Source organism: Hymenobacter arizonensis (assembly GCF_900115775.1).
GTDB classification, from domain to species: domain Bacteria; phylum Bacteroidota; class Bacteroidia; order Cytophagales; family Hymenobacteraceae; genus Hymenobacter; species Hymenobacter arizonensis.
In genome coordinates this window covers 1,301,506-1,314,524 of sequence record NZ_FOXS01000001.1, presented here as the reverse complement: position 1 = coordinate 1,314,524, position 13,019 = coordinate 1,301,506, and the positions used below count along the sequence as shown (strand labels likewise).

Sequence of the window (13,019 nt, the reverse complement as noted above, 5' to 3'; positions counted from 1 at the left end):
CTTTTGGTTTTCTGATTAACTCGTCAGACTCCCCTCTCCGCGGGAGAGGGGTCGTACCCGGTAGGGCCGGGGGTGAGGTTCCCCGCATGCAGCTAGAATCCGCTCTGTTAGACCGTTATAGCACGGATAAACTACCCCAGTAGCGCCGGCCGCTGCGTGATTTCATGATAGCAGATGTGCGCCCGGCTGAAATAATGAAACACCATGCTCTTGCGCGTCTGTGCCTTGTCGTAATGGGGCTCGCCGCCGTGCATCAGATTGGCGTGCCAAATAAAAACGTCGCCTTTCTGGGCCAGGAAAATTTGTTTTTCGATGCCGGCCTCTGCAATCTTGCGGGCGATGGTTGCTTCATACTCGGTGTATTCTTTGTCGCCGTTGAGCCAAGTGCTGCCTTCGTTGGCGTAGTCGGCGTTGAGGTAATAGGGCAGCTTATGGCTACCGGGGTAGTAGTGCAGGGGGCCGTTGTTTGGAGTAATGTCTTCGAGGGCCACCCAGGCCGCCGCCATGCCACCAAGAGGAAAGGTGCTCATGTGAATGCTGTCGGAGTGGGTTCGTTGCTCACTGCCCGTAAGGAAGTTAATGCTCTGAAAGAGGGTGGTTTCGTGGCCGAGCAAGGCGGCTATCAGCGTGCGCAAAGGGCCTTCACCGGCCTGACGAATGCTGGCCGATTGCCGGAAAGCAAACATGAACTTGTTGCGGTAGCGTAAGTCAATCTGCCTGGTAGCAATGAGGTTGGCCAGTTCCTGATTAATGGTGTCCACTGCCTCCGTACCGAAGAAGCCGGAAAGCACGGCAAAGCCGTTGTCTTCAAACGCCAACAGGCTGGCCTTGCTGGCTGCCGGAAGTGCCTGAAAAGCCGCGCAGCTCGCCAACCGTTCGGCCAGGGGTGGTACGGGCGGCAGGCCGGCCGTGGGAGAAAGATGCGCAAAATCGCGGCTGCTGATGGGGGAGAAGTAGCGCTTGTTCAGCCCCAGCCGCTGGTAGAGCGGCAGGTTGTGCGCCAGCTTCCGGCGCTGAAACACGTTGTAGAGCGAGTAGCTGAGCTTTAGGCGGCGCAGTAAGGAGAGCATGGGTAGGCGTTTTCGAAGCGCCAAGATAAGGTCTGGGGTAGCCAGGGGCAGGAAAGGACTGTGTTTTATAGGCACGAGGCGCTACATTGCCAGTTAATCACTCTCCTCGCTTCTGCCATTCATGATAACCTGGGCCACTTTTCCCTTTGTGCGGTATACCCCCGCGCTGATTTTAGGGGTAGTGGCTTACCTATACCTGGGTGATGGCTGGCCCGAACTCTGGCCCTTCACGGCAACACTAGCCGTCCTGGCCGTGCTTCTGGTGTTCTGGAGCGTGCGCCAGCGCAGTCCCGCCGCCCCCGACGCAGCCGGCACCCTGGCCCTACTAGCCATATTTGCGCTGGGGGCCACGCTAACGCAGCGGGCCACCGAAAGCCGCCGAGCTGACCACCTGTTTCGCTTTGCTGAGGGAGTTGAAGCCTACCAAGCTGTGGTAGACGACTACGTGGTGGTGCGCACCGCTACCTACGCCACCACGTTGCGAGTGCAGGCTGTGCGGGTAGCCGGCCGCTGGCGCCAGGCCACGGGCGGCGTGCGCGTGTCGCTGCCCCGGGTGGCCGGCATTGCCCAGCCCCGCTACGGGGAGGTGTGGCTAATCCGCGGGCACCCCGACCCCAGCAAAGGCCCGCTCAACCCCGGCGAGTTTGACTACCGCCGGTACCTGGAGTACCGGCAAGTGTATCATCAGCAATACATTCACCCCGACCAGTACCGGGTGCTGCGCATGCAGTCGCCCAATATTCTGGTGGCGCTCAGCATGCGGGCCGCCGAGCAGCTCGATGGAGTTTTTCGCCACTACATCACAGCCAAGCGCGAGTATACCATTGCATCGGCGCTGGTACTGGGCATTAAGGACGACGTTGATACTGAAACCAAGCAGGCCTATACCAACACCGGCACCACCCACATTATGGCGGTTTCGGGCCTGCAGGTGGGGTTGTTGTTTGCGGCCATGACGTGGCTATTAAAGCGCTTTTTTGGCCGGGTGCGGGGCTTTAAGATTTGGTCGGCGCTGCTGGGCCTGGCAATTATCTGGAGCTATGCCTTTGTCACGGGCCTGTCGGCCTCGGTGCTACGGGCCACGGTGATGTGCACGTTCGTCATTCTGGGGCGCGCTACCGGGCGGCAGGACATGATATTCAACACGCTGGGCGCAGCCGCGTTTGTGCTGCTCGTCTACAATCCATTTATCGTGGCCGATGTTGGGTTTCAGCTGTCGTTTCTAGCGGTGCTGAGCATCGTGTACCTGCAGCCGCGCATTGCGGGCCTGCTTGATGTAGAGGGATATTTCTACGCCCGGCGTCGGCCCTGGCAGCCCAAGGTTGTGCAGTGGACGTGGCGGCGCACCGGCTGGTTTTTAGACCTGGTTTGGAAAGCCACAGCGTTGACCCTGGCGGCTCAGGTGGCTACTTTCGGTTTGGGCCTGTACTATTTTCATCAGTTTCCGCTAAGCTTTTTATTGTCTAACCTGGGGGCAGTGCCAATCTCAACCGGAGCCGTGTACGTGGGCTTGGCCCTACTCGTCCTCAAAGGCTTTGCTGTGTTGCTGAGTGCCGTGGTGCCCGCCGCAGCATGGTGGTTCGACTTGCTGCCCCGCACGGTGGCGTATGTTTTCGAATGGATGGTGTGGGCTTTTAACGAATACATCTTCTGGGTGAGCCGCGTGATGTCGGGGTCGGTTATTCGCGAAGTGCACGTGACGGCCCTGCAAACCGTGCTGCTCTTCGGCGTGATTGGGGTGCTGCTGGCTTGGGCCAACACCCGGCGCCTGGGGTGGCTGAGTTGGGCGGCTGGCTTGCTGGTGCTATATGCCGGCACGCGGGTCGCCGAGGCCCGCACCGTGGCGCCCACCGAAGAGTTTATCGTGTACAGCATTCCGCGCCGCTCGGCGGTGGGGTTCTGGCAGGGCGCGGCGGCCGAGTTTGTCACGCCCGATTCCGTTGCCCTCAACGAAACCGAGCGCACCTACCGGCTGCTGCCCGGCCTCATACTGCGTCAGGCCACCCACCCCACGTATTCGGTGGGCTGGCGCAACAGCCACATTCCCGTGCAGCGCCTCGCCGACCCCGACAGCGCCAACCAGGGCCTGTTCCTGAAGCCTGGCCCCGTGGTGCTGGCCCAGTGGCGCGGCCTGCGCATCGGCTTCGTTTCCAACCGCATTTCATCAGCCACGCAGCCAACGCCCGTCGATGTGCTGGTGCTGCGTCGCAACGCCCGCCTCAAGCCCGAAACCGTGGCCGCGGTATTTGGCCCGCAAGCGCAGGTAGTTTTCGACTCGTCCTGCAAAATATGGTACGTGGCCCGGCAAGATTCCAGCCTGCGCGCCCACGGGTTTCGCACTTGGGACGTCACAGCTCAAGGCGCATTTCGCTGCCGTCCGCCCAAGGCGCTGCAGTAGGCTTGCGCCCAACCGGGCCGTGAATGCCTGGCTCAGCACTTCCTCCTGAAGCCCCGGTAGGGCTGCGGAAGCTGATTTGCTTTCTAATAAAGCGTATATGCCAGTGGCCGACCACTTTCGGGGGCGCTGCGCGTCCATTGGTCGAGTAAAATAATCCCCCCGCGAGTTTTTTGCGTTAATTGTCCCAACAGATGCCACCAAATTCCCTTGGTGCATCTCTTAGAATCAACCATCCGCCCGCGCTGTTACTGTCCAATATGGAAAACCTTCTCACTCCCGAACTCGAAGCCCTCCGCTACATTCGCTACGAAGCACAGGACCGCATTGGCTACATCACCCTGAACCGGCCAGACAAGCGCAACGCCCTGAACGCCGACGTAGTAACGGAGCTGAAGAAGGCTTTTGACTTTGCCGAAGACGACGAATCGGTGAAGGTGATTGTGCTGCGGTCCGCAGGTGACGTGTTCTGCGCCGGCGCCGACCTGGCCTACATTCAGGACCTGCAAGGCTTCGGCTACACCGACAACCTGGAAGACAGCACCCACCTCATGCAGCTCTTCCACCAGATATACACCCTGAAAAAGGTGGTAATTGGCCAGGTGCAGGGCCATGCCTTGGCCGGGGGCTGCGGTCTGGCTGCCATCTGCGACCTAACCTTTGCCGTGCCCGAAGCCAAGTTTGGCTACACCGAGGTAAAAATTGGTTTTATCCCGGCCATTGTCAGCGTGTTCTTGCTGCGCAAAATAGGGGAGGCCCGCACCAAGCAGCTGTTGCTCAGCGGCGACGTGGTGTCGGCTCAAACGGCTCTCGACATGGGACTTATCACCTTCCTGTCTACCAAAGAAGAACTGGCCGATACCGTGAATGCCTACGCCCAGCGCTTGTGCCGCGAAAACTCGGGGCAGAGCATGGAGGTAACCAAAGAAATGCTGGCCCGCCTGCCCGAAATGGCCCTGGAAGAAGGCCTGCGCTACGCCGCCCAAAGCAACGCCGAAGCCCGTGGCTCCGAAGACTGCCGCAAGGGCATTGCCGCCTTCCTGAGCAAAGAGAAAATCAGCTGGTAATCCAAAAAGCTGTTTATTAGTAGCCCCAATAGCCAGGAACGCCGTTCCGCTCCCGAAATTTGTGGGAAGCGGAACGGCGTTCCGCCTTCAATTCGAACAACACTTTCCCTGGCGTGGTTACTTCAGCATGACAATTCTGGCCGCAATTGGTATCACCGTCGCCACATTCGCCTTCATGGAATTTTGGGCTTGGTTCATGCACAAATTTGTGCAGCACGGCCCTTTGTGGTTTTTGCATCGCTCGCACCACGTGCGTCATCCGCACCCAGTAGAACGGAACGACCTGTTTTTTCTGATTTACGGAGGAATTTCGGCCGCTTTATTTATTACCGGAGAGAATGGCGCGCACTGGTGGTATTGGGTGGGCGTGGGCATCGCTGCCTACGGCACGGTTTATTTCTTTGTGCACGACGTGCTGATTCACGGCCGGCTGCGGTTCTGGAAAAAATCGCAGAATACCTACCTGCGGGCCCTCAACATGGCCCACAAGACTCATCACAAAACCACAGGCCGCGATGGCTCAGCCGAATTCGGCCTCCTGTGGGTGTCGCCGAAATACTTTGAGCTAGCGCGCAAGCAAGCCGAAAGCCGAAAAAATAAGATTACAAGTACCGATTTAAGTCGGTAATTATAATTATTTCAAACAATTATTTAAAATTCCATTTATACATTTTTACTTATCGTTTTTAGTTAAATTATGGGCAACTTCTCCATCAGCGACTTAGAGCAGCTTTCGGGCATCAAAGCGCATACAATTCGGATGTGGGAACAGCGCTACAGCCTGCTGCGCCCCGTACGAACCGCCACCAACATCCGGCTGTATTGCGACGATGACCTGCGCCGCCTGCTCAACGTGGCCACGCTGTGCAACCGGGGCCGGCGCATTTCGCAGGTTGCCCGCCTCAGCGATGAAGAGCTGGCCAGCGCCGTGATTGCCTGCAGCGACGATGCCCACGACCACGCCGCCCAAGTCAACGCACTGCTCGCTGCCATGCTCGGCATGGACGAGCCCGCCCTTAGCCAATTGCTCGAAGATTCTACCCAACAGCTCGGCTTCGAGAAAATGATGCTGCATGTGGCTTATCCGCTTTTGCAGCGCATTGGCCTCATGTGGCTGGCTGGCACCATGAACCTGGCGCAGGAACACCTGCTCTCGCACCTGCTGCGCCAAAAACTGCTCGCCGCCACCGATGCCCTGCCTCCCATCAAGCTGGCCGGGGCGCCCCGCTGGCTGTTGTTTTTGCCGGAGCATGAGCTGCACGAGTTGGCCCTGCTGTTCATGAACTACGCCCTGCGGGCGCGCGGCCAGCACACTTTGTACTTGGGCCAGAACATGCCCATCAAGGAACTGGGCTCGGTTTGCGAGACTTATCGGCCTGAAGCGCTGGTAACGGTCCTCACCACCCAGCCCGACCGCTCGCGCATTGGGGAGTTTGCCGAACAGCTGCAGCAGCTGTGCCCCGCCGGCCAGGTGGTGCTCTACGGCAACCTGGCCCGCCAGGAGGGGCTGGTATTGCCCCCTAATTTTGTGGCGCCCCCGCTGATGACTGATTTTTTGGCGTTGATAACCGAAAAAAATCTGGCGCCGCTCGCAGCTTGAACAAGGGCATTCGGAACAATCCGATTGCCGTTCGAGCCCGTAAATGTAGCCGTTCTTCGAGGTAATCCAGCCCTTGGCCGATTGGTTGGCTAGTGGAATAGCCGCGCCTGCTACTTTGACGCGATGACGAGCAGCTTTTACTGCCTCCTACCCAAAAATCTTTGGCTGGCGGTGGCCGAAATCCGAATCAACTCGTATATTTGTTTAACAATCGGCCACGAAAAGCTAAACAGCATGACTTCGCTAGAATTCACCTCGCAAGTGCAGAAAATTTCGCTCACCCTCCGGCCCGCCGCCATGAATTTGACGCGAGACGCTGATGACGCCAAGGATTTGGTGCAGGAAACCCTCCTGAAAGCCCTCCTTAATAAAGATAAGTTTAAAGCTGGTACCAACCTGAAGGCGTGGTTGTATACCATCATGCGCAACACCTTCATCAACAACTACAATAAGATTACCAAGCGCAGCTCCAACATCGATTCGACGGAGTATTTTCAGTATTTCAACACCGACCAGAATTACATCACGCACAACGGCGCCACGTCGGACTTCGTGGTGCGCGACATCAACGAAGCCATTGCCGGCTTGGGTACCGACTACCGCACGCCGTTCATGATGTACTACATCGGCTACAAGTACATGGAGATTGCCGAAAAGCTGCAAATCCCCATCGGTACCGTAAAAAACCGCATTCACATTGCCCGCAAGGAGCTCAAGTCGGCCCTGCAGGTGTATGCCCCGGTAGGCGCATCGGCCGGTGATGTAAGCGAAACGATTGAGGACTAGCGAATTTGCCTATAATACCTTGGCCGCCGGCCTTGCTGCTGCAACTTTGTGGCGCGGGGCCGGCGGCCTCTTTGTGAGTTGTCGGGTTGGCTGCGTCCACCTTTGCGCAACACACAGCGTGCGCGCTGCTAACCGAAGCCCGACGCTGCCAAGCATCTTTGCCACGCAGGAATTTCAATCAGTTGGCTGACTTTCTTGTTAAAGGTGCTCGGATGCGGGGCCCCTGTTCAGCTCAACCCGCTTTTTAAACTCTATTTTACCGACTACCCAGCAATCCACCTTGCAAAACAATAAATCGAAACAAGCCATCGTCATCGGAGCCGGTTTTGCTGGCTTGGCAGCTGCTACCACTTTGGCGCAGGCCGGCTGGCGCGTTACTCTACTCGAAAAAAACGAAGGTCCCGGTGGCCGGGCCCGGGTGTTCCACGCCCAGGGCTTCACCTTCGACATGGGCCCGAGTTGGTACTGGATGCCTGATGTGTTTGAAAAATACTTTGCCCGGTTCGGTAAGAAGGTAGCTGACTACTACGAACTGGAGCGGCTTGACCCTTCGTACCAGGTGATTTTCAAGGGCCCCGAGGCCGTGGACATCCCGGCCAAGATGAGTGAGTTGCGGGCCCTATTCGAGCGCTACGAGCCAGGCAGCGCCGCTCGCCTCGACGAATTCCTCAAGCAGGCTGCTTATAAGTACGAGGTGGGCATCAACCGCCTAGTGTATGCGCCCAGCCGCTCGGTATTTGAATTCGCCGACCCCAAGCTGCTTGTCGACATGGTGCGGATGGACGTGCTGCAGAGCATGCACAAGCACGTGCGCCGTTTCTTCAAAGACCCCCGGCTCTTGGAATTGGTCGAGTTTCCCATCCTGTTCCTTGGCGCTACGTCCGAAAATACCCCCGCGCTGTATTCACTAATGAACTACGCCGACTTGGCGCTGGGCACCTGGTATCCAAAAGGAGGGATGCACAAAATAGTGGAAGGCATGGTGCGCCTAGCCGAAGAAAACGGCGTGCAAATTCGCTACAACGAGGAAGTGCAGGAAATTGTGGTTGAAAACGGCCGCAGCACCGGTGTGCGCACAGCCAATGGCTTCGTTGCCTCCGATGCTGTGATAGCAGGCGCCGACTACCACCACATCGAGCAGGAAGTGCTGAAACCCGAGCACCGCCACTACGATGAGAAGTACTGGGATTCGCGCACCATGGCGCCGTCGTCGCTGCTGTTCTACCTCGGCGTGAACAAGAAGCTCGACAAGCTACGCCACCACAACCTGTTCTTCGACGAAGACCTCACCCAGCACGCCCGCGAGATTTACGAGCACCCGCAGTGGCCAAGCAAGCCCCTGTACTACGCCTCGGTGCCCAGCAAAACCGACCCCACGGTAGCGCCCGAAGGCCAGGAAAACATATTCCTGCTCATTCCCGTGGCCCCCGACCTGACCGACGACGAAGCCACCCGCGAGCGCTACTACGACCTGCTGATGGACCGCCTCGAACAGCACTGCGGCCACAGCATTCGCGATGCGGTGGTGTTTAAGCGCAGCTACGCCCACCGCGACTTTGTAGCTGACTACCACAGCTACAAAGGCAATGCCTACGGTTTAGCTAACACGCTCAAGCAAACGGCGATTTTGAAGCCCACGCTCAAGAGCAAAAAAGTAAGTAATTTGTATTTCACGGGTCAGCTTACCGTGCCGGGACCGGGCGTGCCGCCTTCGCTTATTTCCGGCCAGGTTGTGGCGGGCGAAGTCATGAAAGAAATTAAAAACTGATAACCACCTGAACGTCATGCAGAGCGCAGCCAAGCATCTCGCTCGGATTACTAACTCAACGAAGCGAGCGAGATGCTTCGCTACGCTTTGCATGACGTTCTGTATATAGCACATGGACCACGTTAAACTATTCACCGACACCAGCCTGGCGTGCAGCAAGCTCATCACGGGGCGCTACAGCACCTCGTTTACGCTGGGCATTCGCACGCTCGACCCCAAGCTGCACCTGCCAGTGTATGCCGTGTATGGTTTCGTGCGCTGGGCCGATGAAATAGTAGACACGTTCCATAATCATGACAAGGCCGCGCTGCTGGCCGACTTCCGCCGCCAAACCTACGAGGCGCTCGAAACCGGCCTCAGCTTCAACCCGGTACTGCATTCGTTTCAGCATGTGGTGCGGCAGTACGGCATCGACCACGAGTTTATTGAAGCCTTTCTGCACAGCATGGCCCTCGATTTGGAAGACCAGAACTACCATTCCGGCCTGTATAATGAGTACATCTACGGCTCGGCCGAGGTAGTGGGGCTGATGTGCCTGCGCATCTTCTGCGACGGCGACGATGCCATGTTTGAGCGGCTGCGCGAGCCGGCCCGGCGGCTGGGCTCGGCCTTTCAAAAGGTGAACTTCTTGCGCGACATCCGCTCCGACTACGAGGAGCGCGGCCGCGTTTATTTTCCGGGGGTGGTGTACCAGCATTTCAACGACGCCACCAAGAGCGAAATTGAAGCCGATATCAAAGCCGATTTTGAGGCGGCCTACGAGGGCATTGTGCAGCTGCCGCGTTGCGCCAAGCTGGGCGTTTACCTGGCGTATGTCTATTACCTCAAGCTGTTTTATAAGATAAAGAAGTTGCCCGCGGCCCGGATTTTGGGCGAGCGGGTGCGGGTGCCCGACAACACCAAACTGCTCCTGTTGCTGGGCTCGTATTTCCGGTATCGACTATCGCGCATCTGAGGCATTTTTTGAGCACGGCTTTTGTAAAGTGGAAAACAAAATGTTTTCGTGCTCCGTAATTTTGCCAATATGAAGATTCTCAGTGTGCTGTTTCTGTCTGGTATTGTAAGTGTTGGCTCCGGGGCGTCGGGGGCTGACCTACGCATGGCCGAAAACGCAGCCCGCCTCGCAACAGCTGCCGAGGTTGCGGCTGCTGCACCCGGCCCTCAGCCTTTTCTTGTTTCTTCTTTCACCTCCGCCAATACCAACGTGCCTTCTCCCTACGACCCCTCCAACCTGCGCCGCCACTACGAGCAAGCCGCCGCCGACAAAGCCGCCGGCGAAAAATTTTACAAGCTCCTGGCCGATTACAAAGACCGCGACGCATTGGTGCTGGGCTACAAAGGCGCGGCGGAAGCCATTCGGGCCCGCGATGCATCCATGTTCAACAAGATGAGCTACGTGCAAGACGCGGCGCGCACCTTTGAGCAAGCGGTAAGCCTCGACCCGCAAAATCCGGAAATTCGTTTTCTGCGTTTTTCCGTGGAAAGCAACCTGCCCGCCTTCCTCGGCCTAAGTAAGCACGTGGACGAAGACAAGGAAATGCTGCTCAATGCCGCACTCAAACACCCCAAGTCGGGCCTCGACCCCGAAGCTTTTCGCACCGTGCGTCACTTTTTGGTTGAGCGTGGCCACGTGAGCGACGAGGAGGCCCAGCGCTTGAAGAAAGTGGCCGAGTAGGCTGTCTGCGCTTCTTTGCCTAGCACAAGATGAGTAAGGCTTGGCTGCAATTGGAAGCTGAGCTTGAGCTTTAAGTTGACTTATAGCAAAGCCGCAACTACCGGCTTTCACGACTCAGACTTTTGTTTATGAGTGCGGCTCTTCTATGCCCGGTCCGCACGCCTCAATGAAGCGTCAGTTGTTGAGTCGGTTTAAATCGGCAATATTCCTGCTACCGAAACGCTAGCTTCAATAGCTATTTGTAAGCAGGAATAACCAAAAACTATGTGGGAAAAAAAGTATTCGACAAACTGAATTGAGCTCAATTTGCGTATTTTCGGGTGCCAGGCCCAAATTTTACAACCTTGCGGGTAGGTTACTGGTTACCTTGGCCTATGCCGAAAATGTCGCTCAGCGTCCGAATCGACCCCAACTCCGGCTTTTGCTTTGGCGTGATATACGCCATTCAAATGGCTGAAGACTTGCTTGATGAGCAGGGCTACCTGTACTGCTTAGGAGATATCGTGCACAACGATGAAGAAGTGCAGCGCCTGGAAGCCCGCGGCCTGCGCATTATCTGCCACGAACGGCTAGCCGAGTTGCGTAATGAAGCCGTGCTCATTCGGGCCCACGGCGAGCCCCCGGCTACCTATCAAATGGCCATGGAGAACAACCTGACCCTGATTGATGCCAGCTGCCCGGTGGTGCTCAAGCTCCAAAACCGCATCAAGTCCAGCTACGACAAGAAGGAAAAGATTTTCATTTACGGCAAACACGGCCACGCCGAAGTGCTGGGCTTGCTGGGCCAAACCAGCGGCAACGCCGTCGTGTTCGAAAACCTCGATGAGCTATTGGGCCACGAGCTGCCCGAAAACATTACCCTCTACAGCCAAACCACTAAAAGCACCAATAGCTTTTACAACATCAAGAACCAGCTGGAAGGGCGCGGCTACCAGGTGAACGCCAACGACACCATTTGCCGGCAGGTGAGCAACCGCGACAAGGACCTGCGCCGTTTTGCTGCGCAATTCGACCAGATTGTGTTTGTGTCGGGCACTAAAAGCTCCAACGGCAAGGTGCTCTACCAGGTATGCCTGGAAACCAACCCGCAAACCCATTTCATCTCCAACGTGGCCGAAATCCAGCCCGAGTGGTTCGGGCCGGGTCAGTCGGTGGGCATTTGCGGGGCCACCAGCACCCCCATGTGGCTGATGGAGCAGGTGCGCGACCGGCTTTTGGCTCTGTAGCCAGCGCTGCGCCCAATACCTTTTTTGGTTTACAACACCGTATAAGTCGTTTCCTCGTTCTACTGCATGCCTGCTACCGCCTTCCACCAATCGCCCAATGCACCAGCGCCACGCCGTGTGGCGCCCACGCCGCTGGGAATGAAAGGGGTGGCCGTGGCCGCAACCGTCTTCGTGGCTTGGACGGCCCTGCTCACGTTTCTGCTGGCGTTTTATGAACCCAACTGGCGGAGTCCGGTGCCCTACCTGCTAGTGTTGGTGCAGATGCATTTTTACACCGGGCTTTTCATCACGGCCCACGACGCCATGCACGGATTGGTGAGCACTAACAAGCGCTTGAACAACACCATCGGTACCATCGCTGCCGGACTATTTGCCTACAACTGGTTTCCCGGCCAACTGCCCAAGCACCACGCGCATCACCGCCACGTGGGCACCGACGACGACCCCGACTACCACGATGGCAAGCACCCCGGCTTCTTGCCCTGGTTCCTGCGGTTTGCCTGGAACTATGTGACCTGGTGGCAAATAGCCCTCATGGCTGCTACGTACAACGTGCTGAAGCTCTGGTTTCCGCAGGCCAATGTCATTGCTTTCTGGATGGTGCCGGCCCTGCTGGCCACGCTGCAGCTGTTCTTCTTCGGCACCTACCTGCCGCACCGCGGCGAGCACGAGCCGGAGAACAAGCACAAGTCGCGCAGCCAGTTTCGGCACCACGTATGGGCCTTTGTGAGCTGCTACTTTTTCGGCTACCATTACGAGCACCACGACCAGCCCTATTTGCCGTGGTGGCGCCTGTGGCAGGCCAAGTAGTCTGAACCACGGATTCCTCCGGATTTTTCGGATTGCACGGATTTTGTGAACGATTATATCAAGCGTTAAAAGCAAAAAGGCCACTCGCATGAGTGGCCTTTTTTCATATAATGTATCGAACAAGTAACCCGCGCCGACTACAAAATCCGTGCAATCCGAAAAATCCGGAGGAATCCGTGGTCCAGACTAGTGGACCGCATTGGTTTTCTTGCAGCAGTCGGGCAGGCGGTTGTAGGCGCGGGCGTCGGCTACTTGGTCATCGGCGTCGTAACCCGTTTTCTGGACGGCGGAGCGCAGGGCGGCGGGATTTGTTTTTTCGGGGCGGTAAGTCACCGTCAGCATCTGGGTGGGTACATCGAGCACCGCGCTTTGCACGCCTTTCTCGTAGGCCATGCTTTTTTCGATGCGGGTCTTGCACATATCGCACACGGCCGAAGTCTTGAACTGCGCGGTGGCCGGAGCTGCGGCGCTGGTCGATTTGGTGGGTGCGGCCGGAGCTGTTTGCGCTTGCACATTTGAGAAACTCAACAAGGCAAACAGCGGGAGGGTGAGGAGCAATTTCATGGCAAAGGGTTAGGGGGTAAGCTTGTTATGACAGCTATAACAAAATTGCTGCCGTAAA

12 protein-coding genes are annotated in these 13,019 nt (G+C 57.2%); 10 read left to right on the top strand and 2 right to left on the bottom strand.

The features are described 5' to 3' along the window. Nucleotides 1-131: 131 nt before the first annotated feature. Entirely contained in the window at nt 132-1,070 is a 939-nt protein-coding gene (locus tag BMZ66_RS05500; protein WP_092669782.1) for a phytanoyl-CoA dioxygenase family protein, read from the bottom strand. 121 nt (nt 1,071-1,191) lie between these two features. On the opposite strand from BMZ66_RS05500, the gene BMZ66_RS05495 reads away from it, so the two are divergent. The 10 genes from BMZ66_RS05495 (at nt 1,192) to BMZ66_RS05450 (ending at nt 12,397) form a co-directional block, all read left to right on the top strand. After that, nucleotides 1,192-3,468, top strand: a complete 2,277-nt coding sequence (locus BMZ66_RS05495) for a ComEC/Rec2 family competence protein (RefSeq protein ID WP_092669780.1) — start codon at nt 1,192-1,194, stop codon at nt 3,466-3,468. A 257-nt stretch (nt 3,469-3,725) separates the two neighbouring features. After that, a complete protein-coding gene (locus tag BMZ66_RS05490; protein WP_092669778.1) occupies nt 3,726-4,532 on the top strand; it encodes an enoyl-CoA hydratase/isomerase family protein in 807 nt (268 codons plus the stop codon). A 175-nt stretch (nt 4,533-4,707) separates the two neighbouring features. Further along, a complete protein-coding gene (locus BMZ66_RS05485) occupies nt 4,708-5,160 on the top strand; it encodes a sterol desaturase family protein (protein WP_234794980.1) in 453 nt (150 codons plus the stop codon). Between the two features lie 69 nt (nt 5,161-5,229). Then, entirely contained in the window at nt 5,230-6,132 is a 903-nt protein-coding gene (locus BMZ66_RS05480; protein WP_092669774.1) for a MerR family transcriptional regulator, read from the top strand. A gap of 234 nt (nt 6,133-6,366) precedes the next feature. Then, a complete protein-coding gene (locus BMZ66_RS05475) occupies nt 6,367-6,918 on the top strand; it encodes a sigma-70 family RNA polymerase sigma factor (protein WP_092670299.1) in 552 nt (183 codons plus the stop codon). 280 nt (nt 6,919-7,198) lie between these two features. Next, the gene (gene crtID, locus BMZ66_RS05470) at nt 7,199-8,686 is read left to right on the top strand and encodes a bifunctional phytoene desaturase/3,4-desaturase (protein WP_234794979.1); all 1,488 of its coding nucleotides are present in this window, start codon (nt 7,199-7,201) and stop codon (nt 8,684-8,686) included. 112 nt (nt 8,687-8,798) lie between these two features. Then, on the top strand, nt 8,799-9,641 hold the full coding sequence (locus tag BMZ66_RS05465; RefSeq protein WP_092669772.1) for a phytoene/squalene synthase family protein: 843 nt from the start codon (nt 8,799-8,801) through the stop codon (nt 9,639-9,641). Nucleotides 9,642-9,710: 69 nt separating this feature from the next. Further along, a complete protein-coding gene (locus BMZ66_RS05460; protein ID WP_092669770.1) occupies nt 9,711-10,361 on the top strand; it encodes a hypothetical protein in 651 nt (216 codons plus the stop codon). A 383-nt stretch (nt 10,362-10,744) separates the two neighbouring features. Continuing rightward, nucleotides 10,745-11,587 carry a 4-hydroxy-3-methylbut-2-enyl diphosphate reductase gene (locus tag BMZ66_RS05455; RefSeq protein ID WP_092669768.1) on the top strand — a complete coding sequence of 281 codons (843 nt, stop codon included), beginning with the start codon at nt 10,745-10,747 and terminating at the stop codon, nt 11,585-11,587. Between the two features lie 138 nt (nt 11,588-11,725). After that, nucleotides 11,726-12,397 carry a fatty acid desaturase gene (locus tag BMZ66_RS05450; protein ID WP_092670295.1) on the top strand — a complete coding sequence of 224 codons (672 nt, stop codon included), beginning with the start codon at nt 11,726-11,728 and terminating at the stop codon, nt 12,395-12,397. Between the two features lie 186 nt (nt 12,398-12,583). Here BMZ66_RS05450 and BMZ66_RS05445 read toward each other — a convergent pair whose 3' ends face one another. After that, nucleotides 12,584-12,961: a heavy-metal-associated domain-containing protein gene (locus BMZ66_RS05445; RefSeq protein WP_092669766.1), complete on the bottom strand. Its 378-nt coding sequence runs from the start codon at nt 12,959-12,961 to the stop codon at nt 12,584-12,586. Nucleotides 12,962-13,019 lie beyond the last annotated feature (58 nt).